Here is a 17716-nt window from a genome sequence, read left to right as displayed (position 1 = left end):
ACTGCTATACAGGATGGTCCCCCATCGTTCCGCTCTTTTTGAATGGCGCTATATTTACATGACCTCGACCACGTACTTCCTGTTTCCCTCTTCGAAGCCCTTAAAGGAGCCGAGCTTGAGGCCGAGGAGAGCCCTCTTGATATCAACAACCTTCATCGCGGCGAGATGTGTCACGCCGGTTCCCCGGAGGAACTCCGGCAGAAGCTGGCCCGTCGGCCCTGTCAGGACGAAGAGCCCCGCCCTCTTTGCCCTGTCAAGGAGCATGTCTATCGTCCCGTTCACGAGGCAGGTGGCGCTCGCTATCACCGCGTCCATCTCCGGCAGGAGGTGATACTCGAGGGCATCGCTGAACGTGTCCTTGTCCCAGAGGCGGGCGTTCCTCTCAAAGACGTAGATTTCATAACCCTTCTCCCTCAGCTCCCTCACGAGGGGTGGCATGTTGCCGATTAAGGCGACCTTTCCGGAGTTCTCGGGAATCAGCTCGAGCACGTCACCCCACTCCGCGCCGCTGAGGTCTATGTGGTACTGCGAGACCGCGTTTATGGCCGCGAGCCCGAGCGTCCTCTCGATGGCGTTTATACTGTCGGCCTTCCCTATGAAGGCCTCGAGCGAGGGTTCGGTTATCGAGTTTCGGTAGCGCTGCACCTCCTCGGGCAGGGTCATCGCAACGCCAAGGGCCCTGCCTTCGGGACCCTCGACCAAAACCCACGTGTAGGGAAGTGCAAATCCAAAGTCCACCAGCTCAAGGCCGTTGGCGAGCCTCAAAGCTTCGCGCTTGATTTTTCCGAGCAACATTCAACCACCTCCAATCCATCGTTTTGCTTCAATAAAACCTTTGCCTGGAAGGATTAACCTCCTCCCATCAGCCCTCAGCTCCACAACATCCATATCGTATAAGCGTGAAATGTCCCCCGGGGTCACTACTTCGGTTGGACCCCATCCCACGATTCGCCCCTGCCGCATCATGAAGATAACGTCGCAGAACTCGAGAGCCTGGTTCGGGTCGTGGAGGGAGAGGAGGGTCAGTTTATCGAGCTCCTTCGAGATTTTCTGTATCGAGGAGAGTACGAGGTACTGGTTCCTGAAGTCGAGGAAAGAAGTCGGCTCGTCAAAGAGGAGGAGCCTGCCGCCCTGAGCAATGGCACGCGCCACTATGACGAGTCTTTTTTGACCGCCGCTGAGCTCGCTGAACGGTCTTTCCGCGAGTTTTTCAAGGCCAAGATTCCCAAGGGCATCGAGTGCAATCCGAAGGTCCTCATCCCCCGGCCCGCATAGAGGGTTCACGTGGGGGTTTCTTCCCATCAGAACAACGTCGATAACGCGGTAGGGGAAGGCAACGTTGAACTCCTGGGGCGCATAGCTCACAAGCCTCGCGCGCTCCCGGTAATCAAGGGAGGTCAGCTCAACCCCGTCTAGCTCTATACTCCCCTTCTGGGGCGCCAGCACGCCGGCAATGCACTTTAGCAGGGTGCTCTTTCCAGCCCCATTGGGGCCGAGCAGACAGCCAACCCCACCGTCGAGCTCGAAAGTCACGTCCCTCAGCACCGCCCCACTGCCGTAGGAAAAACTCACATCGCTGACGTTCAGCATCACCAACGCCTCCTGACGATGTAGTTGCTCTTAGATAGAACCAGAAGGAGGAGCGGACCGCCAACGAGGGACGTCACCACTCCTATTGGAATCTCCCCCGGAGTGAGGCTTCTGGCGATGTCATCGCATATCAGCATGATAACGGCCCCTGCCAGAGCGATGGCGGGAGCGAGGGAGCGGTTGTCGTGGCCCACAGTCAGCCTCGCCACATGGGGAGCTATCAGGCCAACCCATCCGACCATGCCGGCGACGGCAGTCGTTGCGGAGATTGATAGGGTCGAGAGCCCTATGAAGATGGTCCTGAACCTTCCAACATCGAGCCCGAGAGCCCTGGCCTCATCGCCGAGGCTCATGACGTTAAGCGGCCATCGGAATAGGATTATCCCGACCGTTCCTATGAGCATCGGCACGGCGAAGGGAACGATATCACCCCACCTCACGCCTGCAAAGCTACCGAGGAGCCAGAAGGTTATCGCGGGGAGCTTGTTGTAGGGGTCCGCAACGTACTTGGCGAACCCGACGAAGGCCTGGAAGAGCGCTGAAACCGCCATGCCAACGAGAACGAGGCCCAGGGTCCCCCCACGAATTAGCCTTTGCAGTCTCCACACTATGACCAGGGCGAGGATTCCCCCAATGAACGCGGAAAGCTGTATTGTTAGCGGGTTAAATCCGAGGTACAGAATCGCCAGAACTGCCCCAAAGGCGGAGCCGCTGGTAACTCCAACGATGTTGGGGCCCGCCAGAGGGTTTCTGAAAACGTTCTGGAGGGCAAGCCCCGCAGTTGCAAGGGCCGCTCCAGATAAGGAAACGGCCACTGCCCGGGGCAGGCGTATGTCCACAAGTATCGTCCTCTCAACCCCGTTTGGATGAAGGGGTAGGAAAAGGTACCTGCCGGTGAGCAGGTAAAGCAGGAAAACCAGTGAAAAAATCAGTGAATAGAGAAAACCTCTCCTCATGGCATATCCCCGACTATTTTAACCTCCTTCGGGTTTATCCCGTAGAATTCGCTGTAAAGCTGGTCGGCCTTTGCGGTAACGTTCAAGTCGCTGAAGAAGGATGGATGGAAGAGCTTCGCCATCCAGTAGAGACCAAGGACCCACTTCGGCCCAAAGTCCCAGCTCTCCCCGTCGTTGGGCATCGCGTAGACCTTCCCATCCTCCACGGCCTTCACGGCCTTCCATGCAGGGTCACTGAGTATCTCCTCCTTAGCCTTTGTTGCCGGGAACTTCGGCCAGTAGCTTACCACTATTATGATGTCAGGGTCCCACTTGGCAACCTGTTCGGCGTTCACGACGTTCCATCCACCTGGGAGGTTCGCGGAGACGCTGATTCCTCCCGCCATTTCTATCAGCCTGTTCTGGAAGAAGTCCCTGCCCGGTGCCTTGAAGACCTTGTCCTTCATGCTGTACTCGAGTAGGAGGACCCTTGGACGCTTTGAATCGGGCAACTTCGAGGTTCTGTTCGTCACAAATGACACCGCCCCCTCGTAGAAAGATACTATCTCACTCGCCTTCTTCTCCTCCCCGAGAATCTTACCGATTATCTCAACACCCTTTGTGAAGTTCTTAACGCTCTCAAGGTTGAGAACCACGACGGGAATGCCGAGTGACTCAATCTGCTCGTTCAGCCGCGGGTCCCCCCAGTATGCCGTGAAAACGACCCCCGGGTTGAGTTTTTCTATCGTCTCAACGTTTGCCTTGCGTGGACTGCCTACGAAAACCATCCTCTTCCCAGACCCGGGGTCTATCAGATGAATGAACCCGTCGTGCAGCGCGAGGGGCGTGCTCCCGACCACTTTCTTTCCCTGAGTGACGCCGAAGAGATAGATAACCTGAGTGGCTATCCCATAGAGCGAGACTACCCTATTAACGGGCTCTTTAATCTTGACGGAATTCCCAGACATGTCCGTGACGGTGAGGTATCCTGAAGAAGATGTGCCCGTGGAGGTTTTCTGCGTTCCCGAACTGGAGATGCACCCGCTTGAGAACACCGACAAAACAACCAGAAACACCAACGTCAACGTCAGGGCTTCCCTTGTCTTCGACCATCCCACTGGGACCACCAACATAAGTCTCGCGGCATATTTTTAACAATTTGCGTAAACAAAAAAATTTAAGTAAACGAAAGTGTTTACATCATTAGATGTAATCCCAGATGCCCTTGCCCCTGTAGTTCTTGATGATGGTCTTCGTCGTCGTGAGGGTCTCGAGGGAGTAGCCTATTCCCTCCCTGCCGATTCCGCTGTCCTTCATGCCGCCGAAGGGGTAGTAGCCTATGCCGTGCCTCGGGAACTCGTTGATGAACACCGCGCCAACCTCAAGCTTCCTCGCGACCTTTCTCGCGCGCTCGTCGCTCCCGCTGAAGACCGCCGCGTCGAGCCCAAAGCGGGAGGAGTTGGCAACGCCTATCGCTTCCTCGTCGCTCCTGACCTTAACGAGGAGCGTCAGCGGACCAAAGACGTCCTCCTGAAATGCCCTGAGCTTCGGAAGCGTTTCCCTGTCCACTTCAAGGAGGACCGGCCAGACGTAGGTCCCCTCGCGCCTGAACTTCGTCAGCGGAACGGCGCCCTTGTCCACAGCATCCCTGTAGACTTCTTCAATCGCTTCGGCGCTCTTCTCGTCAATCAGCGGACCCATCACGGCGTTCTCGTCCTCGAGCGAGTTCCTGGGCTCTATCTTTGACAGCTCCTCGACGAGTTTTGCCCTGAGGTCGGAGTAGATGCCGCCCTCCGCTATGATCAGCCTTATCGCGTCGCACCTCTGGCCGGAGTAGCTCACCATGCCCTTTACAAGCTTCTCGACGGTCTCCTCGAGCGGTGCGTCATCGAGCACTATGGCCGGGTCCTTGCCGCCGAGCTCCATGTGGTAGGCCTTTATTCCCCCGACCGCGAGGATGTGCTCCCCGACCTCGGTGCTGCCGGTGAACGTGACCGCCCTTATGCGCCTGTCCGCGACGACGGAGTCCATGAGCCTTCCCGGGATCGTGAGGAGCTGGTACGCCTCGGGGGGAACCCCGGCGAGCTGGAGAACCCTCGTGAAGAGCAGCGGCGCGAGCGGGTCGAGGGAGGCCGGCTTGAGCAGGATCGCGTTTCCGGCGAGGAGCGCGGGTATCACCTTCGTGGCCGAGATGAAGAGCGGATAGTTGTAGGGGCTTATCGCCAAAACCACCCCGTAGGGCTCCCTCTTGACTATGTCCTCGCTCTCCAGCGTTTCCTCACTCCAGTCACCGGGTATGTAGTCGCCGACGAGCTTCCTGAACTCCATCGTCGTCTTCTCAAGCCTCTCAACCGTCGCCCTGACCTCGCCCCTCGCGTTGGAGAGGGGCTTCCCGGCGTCAAGGACGAGAGCCGTAACGAAGTCGTCGATGGCCTCCCCCAGCATTCCTGCAGCCTTCAGGAAAGCCTTGACGCGCCTGTCCCCGGGAGTCTCCCTGATGGCAGACCTGCCCCTCTCGTATGCCGTGGAGACGGCTTTCCTCGCGAGGTCGCCGTCGGCGAGGCTTATCCTCGCTATGACGCTCCCGTCAATCGGGCTCCTGACTTCTGCAGTTCTGCCGGTGAACAGCCACTCCCCATCCACGTAGGTGGCAAACTCGGGAACGCCGTCCTCTCCCTCGCGCCACACCTCACGGAAGAGCTCGGACTTCGGTCTGAAGGGACCTACCATAGTATCACCCAAAGTGATACCGAGCTTGAGTTTAAACGTTTTTCGCAAACATTTCTGTTTTTGATAAGCATTATTGTTTACCCAAATGCGCTTAAGTCGGAACCGCAAGTGGAAACGTGGTGCCGATGGAAATCCGCCGCTGATCGTGGTCATTTACAGCCCCTTCCGGGAGCCCAGGGGAGTATCAATTCAACCTTCAGCCGCGAAGGGGATTCGAGGGAAGTGGGCGTGTTCCCGGAGTACGCGGATGGGTTGAAGGACATCGAGGGCTTCTCGCACATAATCCTGATTTACCACTTCCACCTCGCGAGGCCTGGAAGGCTAACCGTCAGGCCATACATGGACAATGAGGAGCACGGCGTCTTTGCGACGAGGGCGCCGGGCAGACCGAACCCGATAGGGCTCTCCGTTGTGCGTTTGCTCGAAGTTCGGAGAAGGCGGCTCACTGTGGAGAACATTGACGTCCTCGATGGGACTCCCCTGCTTGATATAAAGCCCTACGTGCCGGAATTCGATGTTCACCGGGTTGAAAGAATCGGATGGCTTGAGAAAAACGTTCACAAACTTCCCGAGGCAAGGGACGACGGGCGCTTCACGCGTTAGGGTCGCCGAAAAGTTTATAAGTCTGTGCATATGCACAAAATAACAGAAGGAAGGAGGTGGCAAAGATGAAGATTGCGATACCTACCAACGGAGGAGGACTGAACGATACGGTTGCTCCCGTCTTCGCGAGGGCGCCCGCGTTCCTCATAGTTGACGTTGACGAGAACGGCAACGTCACCAACGAGAAGGTCATCCAGAACCCTGCCATGAACGCCGCTGGAGGTGCCGGACCGCTGGCAGTCCAGACTCTCATCAACGAGGGCGTTGAGGCGATAGTTGCACCGCAGGTCGGCCCGAACGCCCTTGGGGCCATCCAGGCCGCGGGCATAAGGCTCTACCAGGTCGCCCCGGGAACTCCCGTCGAGGAAGCCATCAAAGCCGTTACCAGCGGAAGCGCCCCGAGCACCGCCGCCCCGGCGCCGGCCTACGGACCGTATCCTGCCGCTCCGACAACTCCAGTGGCTCCAGCCGCACCGGTCTATCCGGCTTACCCCGCCTACGGCTTCGGCTACGGTTGGGGAAGAGGCTGGGGTCGCGGCTGGGGAAGAGGACGCGGATGGGGCCGTGGATGGGGCAGAGGAGGAAGGGGCTGGGGCGCGAGGCTCGGCTATTGCCCCTGGACCGGCCAGCCAAGCAGGAGAACCCTCCGCTGGCTCTACGGCTGGTGGTGAGTTCTCTTCTTTCTTTTTAATTGGCTGGAGGTTTAAAGATGCCGCGGGGAATGAGCAGGGGCTACGGAAGGAGAGGTTACTACGGCAGAACCTTTTACCCGTTTGGGGGTTTCTACGGAATCCTCGACCTGCTAATCCTGCTCGGGATAATCTACTTCCTGTTCAAGCTCTTCATAGTCGCCCTTCCGTACGCCCTCGGACTCGTCGTGTTGTTGCTCCTCCGCTCGTTCCTGAGGGGAAACCGTTTCCGGTTCTGCGGGCCTTTTTGAGCCTATGCAAAATTTTTTAAGTTCGGGTTACCTAAATCAAGCGGAGGTGATGTGAGTGAGGATTATCGTGTCCACGATAAACGGCGGACTCGACGACCGCGTTAACCAGGCCTTTGGAAGAACTCCGACCTTTACGATTGTCGACGTCGAGAACGGGGAGATAGTGAACGTCCAAGTTGTTCCGAACCCCGGCTACTCTCAGCCGAGGGGAGCAGGCGTTACCGCAGCGCAGTTCGCCATTGACCAGGGAGCTGATGCAGTAATAGCGGGCCAGTTCGGGCCAAACTCCTACGGCGTCCTTCAGGCGGCAGGCATAAGAATGTACTCAGCTCCCCCGACCATGACCGTCAGGGAAGCCGTTGAGGCGCTCCTCCGCGGTGAACTCCAGCCCGGAATCCAGGGAGGGGCAGGAATGGGTCCCGGCGGGGGCATGGGAATGGGCCGTGGCATGGGCAGAGGCATGGGTCGCGGTGGAGGAATGGGAAGAGGTCGCGGTATGGGCCGCGGAAGGGGCGGCTGGTACTGAACCCTTTTATATCTCCTGTTTTCCACATATCCTGTGATGCCCATGGCGATTGTCAGGCTCTGGCACGGGAAGGTTCCGATTGAGAAGGCCGATGAATATGAAAAGTTCCTCATCGAGAGGGCGGTTCCGGACTACGGCTCCGTTGATGGCCTTTTGAAGCTCTACTTCACGAGAAAAGATGAAGGAGACGTTGCCCACTTTCTCCTCATAACGGTCTGGGACTCTATGGATGCCATAAAGCGCTTCGCCGGCGAAAACCCCGAGCTGGCAAAGTATTACCCCGAGGACGACGAATTCCTTCTTGAAAAAGAAAAATACGTCCAGCACTACCGAGTTTTCTACGAGAAATAATTTTATGCCCAAAGATAAAACTTCATTGGTGATACCATGCTGGGTATAGACCTCTCCGGAAGGCTGGCCTTCACAACCGCCTCGAGCAAGGGCATAGGCTTCGGCGTCGCGAGGGTTCTGGCAAAGGCCGGCGCTGACGTAATCCTTCTCTCAAGGAGTGAGGAGAACCTCAAAAAGGCGCGGGAAAAGATAAAGAATGAAAGCGACGTCGAGGTGCACTACATAGTCGCAGACCTCACGAAGCGAGAGAACCTTGAGAGAACGGTTATGGAGCTCGAAAACATAGGGGAGCCGGACATATTCTTCTTCTCGACCGGTGGGCCTAGGCCGGGCTACTTCATGGAGATGGACATGGAAGACTGGGAAAGCGCCGTCAAACTGCTCCTCTACCCGGCGGTCTACCTCACCAAGGCCCTCGTTCCCGCGATGGAAAAGAAGGGCTTTGGCAGGATAGTTTACTCCACCAGCGTCGCCATAAGAGAGCCGATTCCCAACATTGCCCTCAGCAACGTCGTCAGAATCTCGATGGCGGGCCTCGTGAGGACCCTCGCAAAGGAACTCGGGCCAAAGGGCATAACTGTCAACGGAATAATGCCCGGCATAATCAGGACCGACAGAATGATTCAGCTCGCCCAGGACAGGGCAGAGAGGGAGGGAAAGAGCGTCGAAGAAGCGTTGAGGGACTACGCGAAGCCGATACCCCTCGGAAGGCTTGGCGAGCCCGAGGAAATAGGTTACCTCGTTGCATTCCTTGCGAGTGACCTGGGAAGCTACATCAACGGCGCGATGATTCCCGTTGACGGAGGGAGGCTGAACTCGGTCTTCTGAAGCAAATCCTTTTCAATTCTTCTACAGTACGTTAACGTGGTGGCTATGAATCGAAGTCAGCTCCTTGCTGGGATTTTTGCGCCAATAGTGGCCCTCACAGGCATAGGGACGGCGATTCTCATAAATCGCTCGTGGTGGAGGCTCACCGACAACGCGATAAGTGACCTCGGAAAGCTCGGCCTGCCCCACAACTGGATCCTCAACGTCTCGCTCATAGTTTCTGCCGTTTTGGCGATTTACTACGCGGTCGGTCTCATCGGAGAAGTCAGCAACACCATCGAAAAGCTCGGGATTGGAGTTTTCATCGCTGGACTAGCCTTCCTCGCATTAATCGGCATCTTCCCGGAGGGAACGAGCCCCCACTACTACGTCAGCTGGGGCTTTTTTGTGTTCTCGAGCCTCGGTTTTCTAATCACTGGTATTGGAATGGGTCTCTCTGGAGAAAAGGAGCTTGCGGTCTTCAGCATAGCCCTCTTCACAGTCGGCTGGGCGCTGGCCCTCTGGGCGAAGAACAGCTTCCCAGGGATAGCACCGGCAGAGTTCGTCGGCGTCTTTGGAGTGATTGCGTGGCACTACACAGTAATGTGGAAAAAGTTCAGAGGGGCTCCTCGTCCCAAAGGCTGAGGTTGTTCCCCCTCTCTTTTCTCACCAGCGGCTCCCCCAGGAGTTCCTGCACATACAGCTCCGCGACGAAGACCTCTCCCCTAATCAAATGTCCCCCGAAAACGTCGCCGCTGGCGTTGCCCAGGGTGACGTGGAGGTGCGCGAAGGGCCGCCCATCCTTGATGCTGACGTTGCCGAGCAGGGTCAGCAGCTCGAAGGTTCCCACGAGCTCAATCCGCTTATAGCCGCGAGTTTCCTCCGAGTAGTAGCCCACGACCGGGTTCCTGAGCGAACCTATGCCCTTAACAATCGCCGTCTTTATTCCCTTCTCCTCCGCGAACCTGTTTACAAAATAGAGCAGGTCCTCCCCCTCGGGAACCCTGAGCAGGAAAATTCGCCCCGGCTTGAACTCCATGCTTCCACCTCAAAGCTAATAAGACTGCCACTCTTTAACGCTTTGGGTGGTTCGATGAAGACCAAGGAGGCACTGCTCGCAATCCTGCCAGAGCTTGAGGAGCTGAACGATGTCGACTTCAGCCAGTACGCGCCACCGTATCCAAACTTACTTACAGCTTTCCTCGAAAGTGGAGAGAAAGGCCTTCCCGCCTTTCAGCGGTTTGCGGAAGGGGCAGTTGGTAAGGAAGCCGTTGGTCAGGTTCTCCTCTCACTCCTCCAGTACCTGCTCATACGCTACCGCCGTTTCAACGAGTATGCCGTTGTTAAACCTGCGGTAAAGGTGTTCCTGACGCTCAAGGGCTGGCTCAACGAGAACGGCTTCGGGGAGGACTGGGACAGGGTTCTTGGCTCCTTCATAGGCTACCTCGTGAGCATGGTGCCCATGATAGCGGAGCATGAAGACAGGGAGACCGCTCTGGCGTATGCAAAACTTATCGAAGACCTCGCAAGGGAAGCTTCCGAAAAGTTCGACGACGAGTATTACGACGAGCTTCTTGAGCGGGCTATGGAGCTGAGGAAGAAGATTGAAGAAAGCTAACGCTCGAGGACTACCTGCGCGTAGCTCCTCGGGTCCTCCCAGACCTTAACGAGGATTCGCTTCACGTTCTCCCCGGCCTTCTCCGCTATTCTCTCCGCGAACCACTCGGCTATGTATTCAGCTGTAACGTTGGGCTTGTCGAGGATTACCACCTCGTCCTCGGGCAGTTCGAGCCTCTTGCCGTTCTTCTCGACCACGACTCTACCGTCCCCCCTCTCGAGGACCCAATCCTCACTGACGAGAATCCTGTGGTCGAGCCTTTTTATGAGGTTGCTGAGGTGGTTGAAGTCGAAAATCATGCCGTTCTCGTTCAGCTCACCCCAGATTTCCACGTCCACGTTGTAGGTGTGTCCGTGAATCCTGAGACACTTACTGTCGTATGGTAACGCGAGGAAATGCGAGCTGTCGAAATCCTTGTGCCAGCCGATTTTTCTCTCCACGAGCCTGAACATGCTCCCACCGATTGGGCTTCCCCGTTAAGGTTATAACTCTAACTGGACAAATCTGACAAAAGGAGGCCGGAAAATGCCGATGGGAGGATCCGGATGGGGACGCGGTAGAGGAAGAAGGCGGAAGATGAGAATGATTGGGTTCATTCCCCAGGTTAGGCACTTCTATCCTGCGTTGCCCCCGGTTAGCCAGCCGAAACCGCCGATTTTCATGACCTATGAGGAGTTTGAAGCCCTCAGGCTGGTGGATTACGAGGGGTTGACTCAGGAGGAGGCGGGAAAGAGAATGGGCGTCTCCCGTGGCACCGTCTGGAGGGCGCTCAATTCGGCCCGAAAGAAGGTCGCCCAGATGCTCGTTGAGGGAAGAGAGCTCATAATTTTGCCCCAAGGGAACGAGGTTCCCAGGAGATTTGAAGAGGAAGTCTGAGGCTGTGCACCTTTAAAGTTTCCTCTTAACGGTTTTTTCGACCCCTTTTTGTTAAACGGCGCTTCTCCGTGCCTTTTTTGATTTTAGGGTACCCTAATTGCTTGGTGCTTTAAAATTTTCAGAGGGTTTTTACTTTTAGCAATTTTAAAATTGTGTCCTGTTTTATTTTGATTGCTATAACTTAATAAAACAGCTTTTAACTACTAAAAAAGATTGTAAATAAAAATTATTAAAGCTAGGTTAGAAATTCTCATTGTATATACTAATTTTAACACAACCAAATAAAATTAGATTAGAGAGAAGATCTACAAGAAAAAGTTGAAAATATGAAACAATAAACAAAAAAGATATTCTTATTCCAAATCAAGAACCGCGATACGCTTTAAGGATTAGCTCAGGCAGGCGGGGGTCAATTGCAATCCCTTCCTTTGCAGGTATAACGAACGCAATGACGACGCCATCTCCAACCCTCACAGGCTTGGGGGAATACCCAACCGCCTTCAGGACTTCCCTCTCCAGCCGATTCAGAGACCCAAGCGGAATGACAAGCTCAACCTCACCCGTGCGGGGATTCTCCTTGAAGAAAGGCTTGGTGCGGTTCTTTACGAATAGAACTTCTCCAAGCTTTGCCGTTATAATCTCCCACGCCAGGGGGCCAAGGTGTTTGTACTCGCCCATCTCAACTCCCCCCATATACGAAGAATTCTTCGTAGTCGAGTCTGTAGAGGATATAGACCGAACCGGTGAGCTCGCTCAGGCGTTCAATTTTCTCTGGGGATACGTTTTTGCCAACAATGACGTAAATATCACGGTCCCCTTGGTATCGTCCATAGTTCTGAGTGTACCCCACGAGTACTTTATTTCAACTTTGAGCTTCTCAAGAGGTAAATAAAGGTCGTACCGTTTATTGACCATCGTCCATTCTGTTAACACTGCCGTCCCACGGGCTAAGCATTTGGCTATGTGGGTTTTTAGTATCCAGTGGGGAAGTTTTGAACGGGTATTATTCAACTGCAGGGAATTAAGTTTGGAAGTTGCTAATGGCTCCAGAATCTCAGGGGGCTCCCACGGAGTTAGCTTCTCATATACTCCTGGACTATCAACCAAGTTTTTTGCGCCCACGACATCCACCAATTGTATGTTTGGGGTTTCTTTTTAAATTTTGTTAATATTACCACCAAACAAAATTTCAATATAAGGTATATTATATCTCAAACCAACGACCAGAAAAGTGCATTAGCAGGAGAAACGCATGAAGGGCATTTCAGTATTGCCACTCATCTCTAGAGGTAAACAACAAAGGCACCCTCCCCGTGTTTTCTATGTTCCCCTCACAAATCTAAGCCTTCCAGACGTTAACCGCAGCATTGACCACGATGAATTGTAATAGGAAAAATTGGAATTGATGCAGGCTTCACCACGTGTGATTTCCCTGCAAGAGCAAGCGGGACAGGTAGCCAAATATTTCAGCCAGCATTTTACCCACTAAATAAGTAGATTCTCTGGATTTTATACAATTTTTCATATGTTAAAATTTACTTAATATAAAGGTTTTAATCTTCTTTTAAAATTAGAAAAAAACTAACTAAAGTTAGAGTGTTATAAAAATGCTAATAAAAATAATAAAATTACTAAGAGAATTACAAAATATAATAAGAACATAAACAGTAAACACCCTCCCAAAAATCCAGAGAGTTAGTGGTAAGGTAAAAGAAAAATTAAAGGGAACGCTCACGGACGTAGTGGAGCACGTTATCAACTATCTGGGGAGCAATCCCAATGTAGTTCTCAGGCTTCAGCGAGGCCAAATCCTCATCGGTTAGATACTCCCTAACTTCCTCGCTCTCCCTCACAACCTCAAGGAAGTCCCTTCTCTCCTCAAAGGCCTTCATGGCCAATTGCCTGACGAGCTCGTGCGCCTCCTGTCTGCCCATGCCTTTCTCGGCGAGCTTGAGCATCAGTGGTTCGGCCATGATGAGGTTCTTCGTCAGGTATAGGTTGCGCTCGATGTTCTCGGGGAAGAACTCAATGCCCTTGAGAACGCGGATTGTGACGCGAAGCATCTCGTCGAGAAGAACGAAGCTCTCCGGCAGGATAACGCGCTCGACAGAGGAGTTCGTAAGGTCCCTCTCGTGCCACAGCGGGTTGTTGAGAAGCGCGGGGATAACGTTCGAGTAGAGAACCCTCGCCAGACCGCAGACCTTCTCCGTCCTTATCGGGTTCCTCTTGTGGGGCATCGTCGAAGAGCCAACCTGCTTCTTTCCGAAGGGCTCGCTGACCTCAAGGATTTCCGTCCTCTGGAGGTTCCTAATCTCAAGGCCGATTTTGTCGAGAGTAGAAGCAACCAGGGCCAGAAACACCATCAGCTCGGCGTATAAGTCCCTCGGAACGAGCTGGTTGGTTATCAGCGCTGGCTTAAGGCCAAGGTCCTCCATGACAAGCCTCTCAATCTCGAGGGCCTTCTCCCCGAATGAAGCGGCGGTTCCAACGGCACCGCGCATCTTGCCAACAAGGACGCGCTTCTTGAGCTCTTCAATTCTCTCAAGGTGTCTCTGAACCTCGTCGAGCCAGAGGGCGAACTTCATGCCGTAGGTCGTTGGAACCGCGTGCTGTCCGTGCGTCCTGCCAATGCAGACGGTGTACTTGTGCTCCTCGGCGAGCTTCATTAGCACGTCGCGGAGCTCCTTAAGGTAGCGCTCGATGAGCTCAAGGCTCTCCTTTATGAGGAGCGCGTTGGCAGTGTCGATTATGTCGTTGGAGGTCGCGCCGAGGTGGACGTACTTCCCGTGCTCACCACAGACCTCGCTTAAGGCCTTAACGACGGCCATTATATCGTGGTGTATCTCCGCCTCTATCTCCTTGACGCGCTCGAGCTTCACCCACTCCGTGCTGGCCTTCTCGGAAATCACGCGGGCGCTTTCCTCGGGAATGTTGCCGAGCTTCGCGTGGGCCCTCGCCAGAGCGGCCTCAACGTCGAGGAGCTTTTGAAGCTTGTTCTCCTCGTCCCAGATGCGCCTCATTTCCTCGCTCCCGTAGCGATAGTCTATGGGGTGAACGGCCATCTCAATCACCATTTTTATGATTATTCTTGGCATTAAAACATTTTCTTTTTAACAATTATGAATCAATACAAGCTAAGCAAATGAGCGTTTTTGAGATGCGCTCGCAACTTAAAAAGCTCTTCCCACAGATAGAACCGAAAAGTATTTAACCCTATGCCCGCGATAGCCTAACGACAAAACTTCCGGAGGTGCCAGAAATGGCTGAGGAGCACGTCGTCTACATCGGAAAGAAGCCGGTTATGAACTACGTCCTCGCCGTGATAACCCAGTTCAACGAGGGCGCTAAGGAGGTCAGCATCAAGGCTCGCGGTAGGGCTATCAGCAGGGCCGTTGACGTCGCCGAGATTGTCAGGAACAGGTTCCTCCCCGAGGTCAGGGTCAAGGAAATCAAGATAGGCACTGAGGAGCTCCCGACTGCCGACGGCAGGACCGCCAACACCTCGACCATCGAGATTATCCTCGAGAAGCCGTGAATTTGACCCCTTTCCTTTTCCTTCGGGTTTCTTCTGAGAAGCAAAGTTTAATAGCACCGCCCCGTACCCCTTCTGGTGGGCTCGTTGGAGTACGAGACCATAGACGTTACAGATGAGCGAGTTCGCGAGCTCGCGCAGGTTCTCGCCAACGAAAGGGCGATGGCCATTCTGAGGCTTCTCCGCGAGCGTGAGCTCTCGATGAGCGAGATTGCGAAGGAGCTCGACATGCCCATCTCAACAGTCTCATACCATCTTGATAAACTTCTCCGTGTGGGTCTCGTTGAAGTGGCCGGGAAAAAGTACGGCAAAAGATTGCAGGAGGTAAAGCTCTACCGGGCATCGAGCCGGCCGATTCTTCTGCTCCCACGCCCAACCGAGCGGAGAACGTCACCGTTGGACAAACTGCGCGTCATAACCCTTTCAGTTGCAACGGGGCTTTCCGCACTCGTCTACTGGGCCGCGGAGAAAATGTTGTCGTCTGAGAGGAGTAGCGGGACGGAGACAATTAAAATGTTCTCGGCCGAGACGACCAGCAGGGCCGGCCACTCGGGGGATTACGTTCCCGCACTCCTCGCGATAATGACGTTTGTCATCGCAATTTCCGCAGGGTGGCTTCTTAAGAAACGTTTTTAAGAAACTCAAATCAACCCCAACTCGTGGGGTGAGATTCCAATGATGGCCGTGGGACAGGTGGTCAAGAGAAAGGCAGTGATTGTGAAGCCCGACGACACCATCGAGAGGGTTGCAAGGATACTCTCAAGGCACAAGGTTGGGAGCGCCGTTGTCGTGGACGATGACGAGATAGTTGGGGTCATCACAGACCGCGACATCCTCGACAAGGTAGTTGCGAAGGGGCGCGACCCTAAGACCGTCAAGGTGCACGAAGTCATGACGAGGAACCCGATAACGATTGAGGACGACTACGACATAAGCGATGCAATAGACAAGATGATGGAGAAGGGCATAAGGAGGCTCCTCGTAACGCGCCTTGGAAAGCCCCTCGGTTTCGTTACCGCGGCAGACCTGCTGGCGGCCCTCAACAGCATGAACAACGAGGAGGAAGAGGAAACCGTTGAGGAGACAGAGGTTTACGGAATCTGCGAGCTCTGCGGTCAGTACGGCCCGCTCTACAAGGTCTACATAGAGGGCCAGGAAAGGTGGATTTGCGAGAGCTGTAAGGATAGCCTCAACCTTTAGCCCCTCAGCTCTCTCATTATCTCATCCAATATTATTCCAAACTCCCTGTTCCTGTTCTCGAAACTTAGAACGTGGGTCTTTCCAAGGGGCCTGAACTTGTCAACCATCCTCCTGTGGACGACCGCCAGAAGGGGTTTGTCCGAGTTCAGCACCTCGCCAATAGCTTTTACGAACTCGTCGCTCTTGTACTCCATCGGGCCGATTTCGTCTATTACAACCAAATCCGCCTCAATTAGGGCCCGCCTTATCGCCGAGACTCCTACTCGCTCAAGCTCGTCAACGTGGACGACGTACTTCCCGAAGGGAACCCCGGGCAAGTGAGATGTTCCGCGCAGGCTCGTGAGCGTTCCTTCTTCACCGGTGTCAAGGGCGATGATTTTGAAGCCTATTCTCCTTCCGTTTCGCCTTACCTCTTTCGTTATCATGCCCCCAACGATGTAGCCCCATCTCTCGACTTCCCTCGCGACCCTCTCGACGAGCGTCGTCTTCCCAACCCCTGCCGGGCCGGTCACGAAAACCCTGACCATTTTTCATCACCGAAGGAGCTTTAAGTTCAGCCCTTAAACCCTTTGGGGTGGTCGCTGTGGAGATAAGGTACAAGCCTGAAGAACTCACGAGGCTCCCGAGGAGCGTTCGCTACGAGACGGGAAGGGTCATCATGATTGACCAGACGCTTTTGCCGAGGGAGTTCAAGACCATCGAGCTGAGAACTGTTGATGAGGTCGCCGAGGCAATCATCACGATGAAGGTCCGCGGTGCCCCGGCCATTGGAGCGGCTGCTGCTTTTGGTCTGGCCCTCTACGCGGACACGAGTAAAGCGAAAACCAAAGACGAGTTCATGGACGGCTTTTATCGGGCATACGACAGGCTGAGGAACACGCGCCCCACCGCCGTAAACCTCTTCTGGGCGCTCAACAGGATTAAGAAGCTCGTCGAGGAGAACGCCGAGAGCCCGCTGGAGGAAATCAGGAAGCTCATAGTTGCGGAGGCGCAGAGGATAGCGGACGAGGACGTTGAGGCGAACCTCAGGATGGGCCACTACGGGGCGGAGGCCTTACCCGAGGGTAACGTTTTAACGCACTGCAACGCCGGGAGCCTGGCTACCGTCCAGCTCGGGACCGTTGGAGCCGTTCTGCGCGTGATGAACAAGGACGGAACGCTGAAGCTCCTCTGGGTGGACGAGACGAGGCCCGTCCTTCAGGGAGCTCGCTTGAGCGCGTGGGAGTACCACTACGACGGCATTCCGCTTAAGCTGATAACGGACAACATGGCCGGATTCGTGATGCAACAGGGAAAAGTCGATGCAATAATAGTCGGCGCCGACAGGATAGTGGCCAACGGCGACTTCGCCAACAAGATAGGCACCTACACCCTGGCGGTTCTCGCGAAGGAGCACGGGATACCTTTCTTCACGGTTGCACCGCTCTCGACGATTGACATGAGTCTGAAGAGCGGAAAGGAGATACCGATTGAGGAGCGGAAGCCGGAAGAAGTGCTCACCTGCGGCGGCTGCAGAATCGCTCCAGATGTGGACATCTACAACCCGGCCTTCGACGTTACACCGCACAGGTATCTGACCGGCATAATAACCGACCGGGGCGTCGTCTACCCGCCGTTTGAGAGGAACCTGAAGAAGTTGTTCAAGGAGCAGGAATGAGTTATTTCTTTCCCTTTATCTTCCCAAGTAAATCCTTAATCCTCTCCAAAACAGACTTTTTCCCCTCAACAATCTCTCCCACAAAAACACCCTCTATCTCGCTGAGGCGCTCCTCGAAGGCAGGCAGGAGAAGGCCAACCAGCTCAAGGGGTTCGAGGCAGGAGCAGTCAACGGAGTAGTCGAGCGGTTCCCCCTCAGGAAACTCCGCCCTGAGCGTTAGGCCTCCTTTCTCCTTCCTGACTTCAAAACGAGCGATACCTTTCTTCCCAATAACTTTTCCCCTGACGAACATCGAGGATAGTGCAGAAGAGGGATTTAAAGGCCTTTTTTGAACGGAGGGTTGACAACGGG

General features: G+C 54.7%; 26 protein-coding genes. 14 read left to right on the top strand and 12 right to left on the bottom strand.

All coding sequences use genetic code 11. The features are described 5' to 3' along the window. Positions 1-54: 54 nt before the first annotated feature. Genes ACYQ04_RS03040 through ACYQ04_RS03025 form a run of 4 tightly spaced genes read right to left on the bottom strand, consistent with a single transcriptional unit; the run spans position 55 to position 3493 of the window. Positions 55-795, bottom strand: coding sequence for a Rossmann-like domain-containing protein (locus tag ACYQ04_RS03040; RefSeq protein WP_460127182.1), 741 nt, complete (start codon positions 793-795; stop codon positions 55-57). Further along, on the bottom strand, positions 796-1590 hold the full coding sequence (locus ACYQ04_RS03035; RefSeq protein WP_460127181.1) for an ABC transporter ATP-binding protein: 795 nt from the start codon (positions 1588-1590) through the stop codon (positions 796-798). Further along, on the bottom strand, positions 1590-2546 hold the full coding sequence (locus tag ACYQ04_RS03030; protein WP_460127180.1) for a FecCD family ABC transporter permease: 957 nt from the start codon (positions 2544-2546) through the stop codon (positions 1590-1592). The genes ACYQ04_RS03035 and ACYQ04_RS03030 overlap by 1 nt, the downstream gene beginning before the upstream one ends. Further along, positions 2543-3493 carry an ABC transporter substrate-binding protein gene (locus ACYQ04_RS03025; RefSeq protein ID WP_460127179.1) on the bottom strand — a complete coding sequence of 317 codons (951 nt, stop codon included), beginning with the start codon at positions 3491-3493 and terminating at the stop codon, positions 2543-2545. Before ACYQ04_RS03025 ends, ACYQ04_RS03030 begins: the two co-directional genes overlap by 4 nt. Between ACYQ04_RS03025 and ACYQ04_RS03020 the strand changes: the two genes are divergently transcribed. Continuing rightward, the gene (locus tag ACYQ04_RS03020) at positions 3492-3680 is read left to right on the top strand and encodes a hypothetical protein (protein ID WP_460127178.1); all 189 of its coding nucleotides are present in this window, start codon (positions 3492-3494) and stop codon (positions 3678-3680) included. The genes ACYQ04_RS03025 and ACYQ04_RS03020 overlap by 2 nt on opposite strands. 48 nt (positions 3681-3728) lie before the next feature. Here ACYQ04_RS03020 and gapN read toward each other — a convergent pair whose 3' ends face one another. Beyond that, a complete protein-coding gene (gene gapN / locus ACYQ04_RS03015) occupies positions 3729-5255 on the bottom strand; it encodes an NADP-dependent glyceraldehyde-3-phosphate dehydrogenase (RefSeq protein WP_460127177.1) in 1527 nt (508 codons plus the stop codon). Positions 5256-5477: 222 nt separating this feature from the next. Between gapN and tsaA the strand changes: the two genes are divergently transcribed. The 7 genes from tsaA to ACYQ04_RS02980 all read left to right on the top strand — a co-directional run bounded on the left by tsaA (position 5478) and on the right by ACYQ04_RS02980 (position 9127). Then, positions 5478-5858 carry a tRNA (N6-threonylcarbamoyladenosine(37)-N6)-methyltransferase TrmO gene (gene tsaA / locus ACYQ04_RS03010; protein ID WP_460127176.1) on the top strand — a complete coding sequence of 127 codons (381 nt, stop codon included), beginning with the start codon at positions 5478-5480 and terminating at the stop codon, positions 5856-5858. Positions 5859-5923: 65 nt separating this feature from the next. Next, entirely contained in the window at positions 5924-6529 is a 606-nt protein-coding gene (locus tag ACYQ04_RS03005; protein ID WP_460127175.1) for a NifB/NifX family molybdenum-iron cluster-binding protein, read from the top strand. 38 nt (positions 6530-6567) lie between these two features. Next, the gene (locus ACYQ04_RS03000) at positions 6568-6798 is read left to right on the top strand and encodes a hypothetical protein (RefSeq protein ID WP_460127174.1); all 231 of its coding nucleotides are present in this window, start codon (positions 6568-6570) and stop codon (positions 6796-6798) included. A 55-nt stretch (positions 6799-6853) separates the two neighbouring features. After that, entirely contained in the window at positions 6854-7324 is a 471-nt protein-coding gene (locus tag ACYQ04_RS02995) for a NifB/NifX family molybdenum-iron cluster-binding protein (RefSeq protein ID WP_099211463.1), read from the top strand. A gap of 36 nt (positions 7325-7360) precedes the next feature. Further along, on the top strand, positions 7361-7675 hold the full coding sequence (locus ACYQ04_RS02990; RefSeq protein WP_460127173.1) for a nuclear hormone receptor family protein: 315 nt from the start codon (positions 7361-7363) through the stop codon (positions 7673-7675). Positions 7676-7711: 36 nt separating this feature from the next. Then, positions 7712-8503, top strand: coding sequence for an SDR family oxidoreductase (locus ACYQ04_RS02985; RefSeq protein ID WP_460127172.1), 792 nt, complete (start codon positions 7712-7714; stop codon positions 8501-8503). Between the two features lie 45 nt (positions 8504-8548). Continuing rightward, the gene (locus ACYQ04_RS02980; protein WP_460127313.1) at positions 8549-9127 is read left to right on the top strand and encodes a DUF998 domain-containing protein; all 579 of its coding nucleotides are present in this window, start codon (positions 8549-8551) and stop codon (positions 9125-9127) included. Here the strand turns inward: ACYQ04_RS02980 and ACYQ04_RS02975 are convergent. Beyond that, positions 9099-9521: a PPC domain-containing DNA-binding protein gene (locus ACYQ04_RS02975; protein WP_460127171.1), complete on the bottom strand. Its 423-nt coding sequence runs from the start codon at positions 9519-9521 to the stop codon at positions 9099-9101. The two genes, ACYQ04_RS02980 and ACYQ04_RS02975, sit on opposite strands and share 29 nt — an antisense overlap. Before the next feature lie 54 nt (positions 9522-9575). Between ACYQ04_RS02975 and ACYQ04_RS02970 the strand changes: the two genes are divergently transcribed. Beyond that, the gene (locus tag ACYQ04_RS02970; protein WP_460127170.1) at positions 9576-10100 is read left to right on the top strand and encodes a hypothetical protein; all 525 of its coding nucleotides are present in this window, start codon (positions 9576-9578) and stop codon (positions 10098-10100) included. On the opposite strand, the gene ACYQ04_RS02965 is transcribed toward ACYQ04_RS02970, so the two are convergent. After that, complete coding sequence (locus ACYQ04_RS02965) at positions 10097-10552, bottom strand: 6-pyruvoyl trahydropterin synthase family protein (protein WP_460127169.1); 456 nt, start codon at positions 10550-10552, stop codon at positions 10097-10099. The genes ACYQ04_RS02970 and ACYQ04_RS02965 overlap by 4 nt on opposite strands. 73 nt (positions 10553-10625) lie before the next feature. Here ACYQ04_RS02965 and ACYQ04_RS02960 point away from each other — a divergent pair, with 73 nt between their 5' ends. Next, complete coding sequence (locus ACYQ04_RS02960) at positions 10626-10976, top strand: helix-turn-helix domain-containing protein (RefSeq protein ID WP_460127168.1); 351 nt, start codon at positions 10626-10628, stop codon at positions 10974-10976. Positions 10977-11339: 363 nt separating this feature from the next. Here the strand turns inward: ACYQ04_RS02960 and ACYQ04_RS02955 are convergent, their stop codons facing one another. The 3 genes from ACYQ04_RS02955 to purB form a co-directional block, all read right to left on the bottom strand. Beyond that, positions 11340-11654 (bottom strand): hypothetical protein, encoded by a 315-nt coding sequence (locus ACYQ04_RS02955; RefSeq protein ID WP_460127167.1) that lies wholly within the window; start codon positions 11652-11654, stop codon positions 11340-11342. Positions 11655-11729: 75 nt separating this feature from the next. Beyond that, complete coding sequence (locus tag ACYQ04_RS02950) at positions 11730-12107, bottom strand: hypothetical protein (RefSeq protein WP_460127166.1); 378 nt, start codon at positions 12105-12107, stop codon at positions 11730-11732. Positions 12108-12694: 587 nt separating this feature from the next. After that, complete coding sequence (purB, locus tag ACYQ04_RS02945; RefSeq protein WP_460127312.1) at positions 12695-14038, bottom strand: adenylosuccinate lyase; 1344 nt, start codon at positions 14036-14038, stop codon at positions 12695-12697. 197 nt (positions 14039-14235) lie between these two features. On the opposite strand from purB, the gene albA reads away from it, so the two are divergent. The 3 genes from albA (at position 14236) to ACYQ04_RS02930 (ending at position 15708) form a co-directional block, all read left to right on the top strand. After that, positions 14236-14511 carry a DNA-binding protein Alba gene (gene albA, locus ACYQ04_RS02940; protein WP_013467275.1) on the top strand — a complete coding sequence of 92 codons (276 nt, stop codon included), beginning with the start codon at positions 14236-14238 and terminating at the stop codon, positions 14509-14511. Positions 14512-14586: 75 nt separating this feature from the next. Next, positions 14587-15144: an ArsR/SmtB family transcription factor gene (locus ACYQ04_RS02935; protein WP_460127165.1), complete on the top strand. Its 558-nt coding sequence runs from the start codon at positions 14587-14589 to the stop codon at positions 15142-15144. A gap of 39 nt (positions 15145-15183) precedes the next feature. Beyond that, entirely contained in the window at positions 15184-15708 is a 525-nt protein-coding gene (locus ACYQ04_RS02930; protein ID WP_167728201.1) for a CBS domain-containing protein, read from the top strand. Here the strand turns inward: ACYQ04_RS02930 and ACYQ04_RS02925 are convergent. Further along, entirely contained in the window at positions 15705-16235 is a 531-nt protein-coding gene (locus ACYQ04_RS02925) for an NTPase (protein ID WP_460127164.1), read from the bottom strand. The genes ACYQ04_RS02930 and ACYQ04_RS02925 overlap by 4 nt on opposite strands. 56 nt (positions 16236-16291) lie before the next feature. Between ACYQ04_RS02925 and mtnA the strand changes: the two genes are divergently transcribed. Further along, a complete protein-coding gene (mtnA, locus tag ACYQ04_RS02920; RefSeq protein WP_460127163.1) occupies positions 16292-17365 on the top strand; it encodes an S-methyl-5-thioribose-1-phosphate isomerase in 1074 nt (357 codons plus the stop codon). A 1-nt stretch (position 17366) separates the two neighbouring features. On the opposite strand, the gene ACYQ04_RS02915 is transcribed toward mtnA, so the two are convergent. Beyond that, complete coding sequence (locus ACYQ04_RS02915; RefSeq protein WP_460127162.1) at positions 17367-17657, bottom strand: hypothetical protein; 291 nt, start codon at positions 17655-17657, stop codon at positions 17367-17369. Positions 17658-17716 lie beyond the last annotated feature (59 nt).

This window comes from Thermococcus prieurii (assembly GCF_054657655.1).
This window is presented reverse-complemented; position numbering and strand designations above follow the sequence as displayed.

Excerpts from the sequence above, each read along its gene's own strand:
- ACYQ04_RS02985 (WP_460127172.1), top strand. The coding sequence starts at position 7,712 with ATGCTGGGTATAGACCTCTCCGGAAGGCTGGCCTTCACAACCGCCTCG.
- ACYQ04_RS02990 (WP_460127173.1), top strand. The coding sequence starts at position 7,361 with ATGCCCATGGCGATTGTCAGGCTCTGGCACGGGAAGGTTCCGATTGAG.
- ACYQ04_RS03030 (WP_460127180.1), bottom strand. The coding sequence starts at position 2,546 with ATGAGGAGAGGTTTTCTCTATTCACTGATTTTTTCACTGGTTTTCCTG.
- ACYQ04_RS02980 (WP_460127313.1), top strand. The coding sequence starts at position 8,549 with ATGAATCGAAGTCAGCTCCTTGCTGGGATTTTTGCGCCAATAGTGGCC.
- ACYQ04_RS03040 (WP_460127182.1), bottom strand. The coding sequence starts at position 795 with ATGTTGCTCGGAAAAATCAAGCGCGAAGCTTTGAGGCTCGCCAACGGC.
- ACYQ04_RS02955 (WP_460127167.1), bottom strand. The coding sequence starts at position 11,654 with ATGGGCGAGTACAAACACCTTGGCCCCCTGGCGTGGGAGATTATAACG.
- gapN (WP_460127177.1), bottom strand. The coding sequence starts at position 5,255 with ATGGTAGGTCCCTTCAGACCGAAGTCCGAGCTCTTCCGTGAGGTGTGG.
- ACYQ04_RS03000 (WP_460127174.1), top strand. The coding sequence starts at position 6,568 with ATGCCGCGGGGAATGAGCAGGGGCTACGGAAGGAGAGGTTACTACGGC.
- ACYQ04_RS03035 (WP_460127181.1), bottom strand. The coding sequence starts at position 1,590 with ATGCTGAACGTCAGCGATGTGAGTTTTTCCTACGGCAGTGGGGCGGTG.
- ACYQ04_RS02930 (WP_167728201.1), top strand. The coding sequence starts at position 15,184 with ATGATGGCCGTGGGACAGGTGGTCAAGAGAAAGGCAGTGATTGTGAAG.
- ACYQ04_RS03025 (WP_460127179.1), bottom strand. The coding sequence starts at position 3,493 with ATGTCTGGGAATTCCGTCAAGATTAAAGAGCCCGTTAATAGGGTAGTC.
- albA (WP_013467275.1), top strand. The coding sequence starts at position 14,236 with ATGGCTGAGGAGCACGTCGTCTACATCGGAAAGAAGCCGGTTATGAAC.
- purB (WP_460127312.1), bottom strand. The coding sequence starts at position 14,038 with ATGGCCGTTCACCCCATAGACTATCGCTACGGGAGCGAGGAAATGAGG.
- ACYQ04_RS03020 (WP_460127178.1), top strand. The coding sequence starts at position 3,492 with ATGTCCGTGACGGTGAGGTATCCTGAAGAAGATGTGCCCGTGGAGGTT.
- ACYQ04_RS02970 (WP_460127170.1), top strand. The coding sequence starts at position 9,576 with ATGAAGACCAAGGAGGCACTGCTCGCAATCCTGCCAGAGCTTGAGGAG.
- ACYQ04_RS02965 (WP_460127169.1), bottom strand. The coding sequence starts at position 10,552 with ATGTTCAGGCTCGTGGAGAGAAAAATCGGCTGGCACAAGGATTTCGAC.
- ACYQ04_RS02960 (WP_460127168.1), top strand. The coding sequence starts at position 10,626 with ATGCCGATGGGAGGATCCGGATGGGGACGCGGTAGAGGAAGAAGGCGG.
- ACYQ04_RS02915 (WP_460127162.1), bottom strand. The coding sequence starts at position 17,657 with ATGTTCGTCAGGGGAAAAGTTATTGGGAAGAAAGGTATCGCTCGTTTT.
- ACYQ04_RS03005 (WP_460127175.1), top strand. The coding sequence starts at position 5,924 with ATGAAGATTGCGATACCTACCAACGGAGGAGGACTGAACGATACGGTT.
- ACYQ04_RS02925 (WP_460127164.1), bottom strand. The coding sequence starts at position 16,235 with ATGGTCAGGGTTTTCGTGACCGGCCCGGCAGGGGTTGGGAAGACGACG.
- ACYQ04_RS02975 (WP_460127171.1), bottom strand. The coding sequence starts at position 9,521 with ATGGAGTTCAAGCCGGGGCGAATTTTCCTGCTCAGGGTTCCCGAGGGG.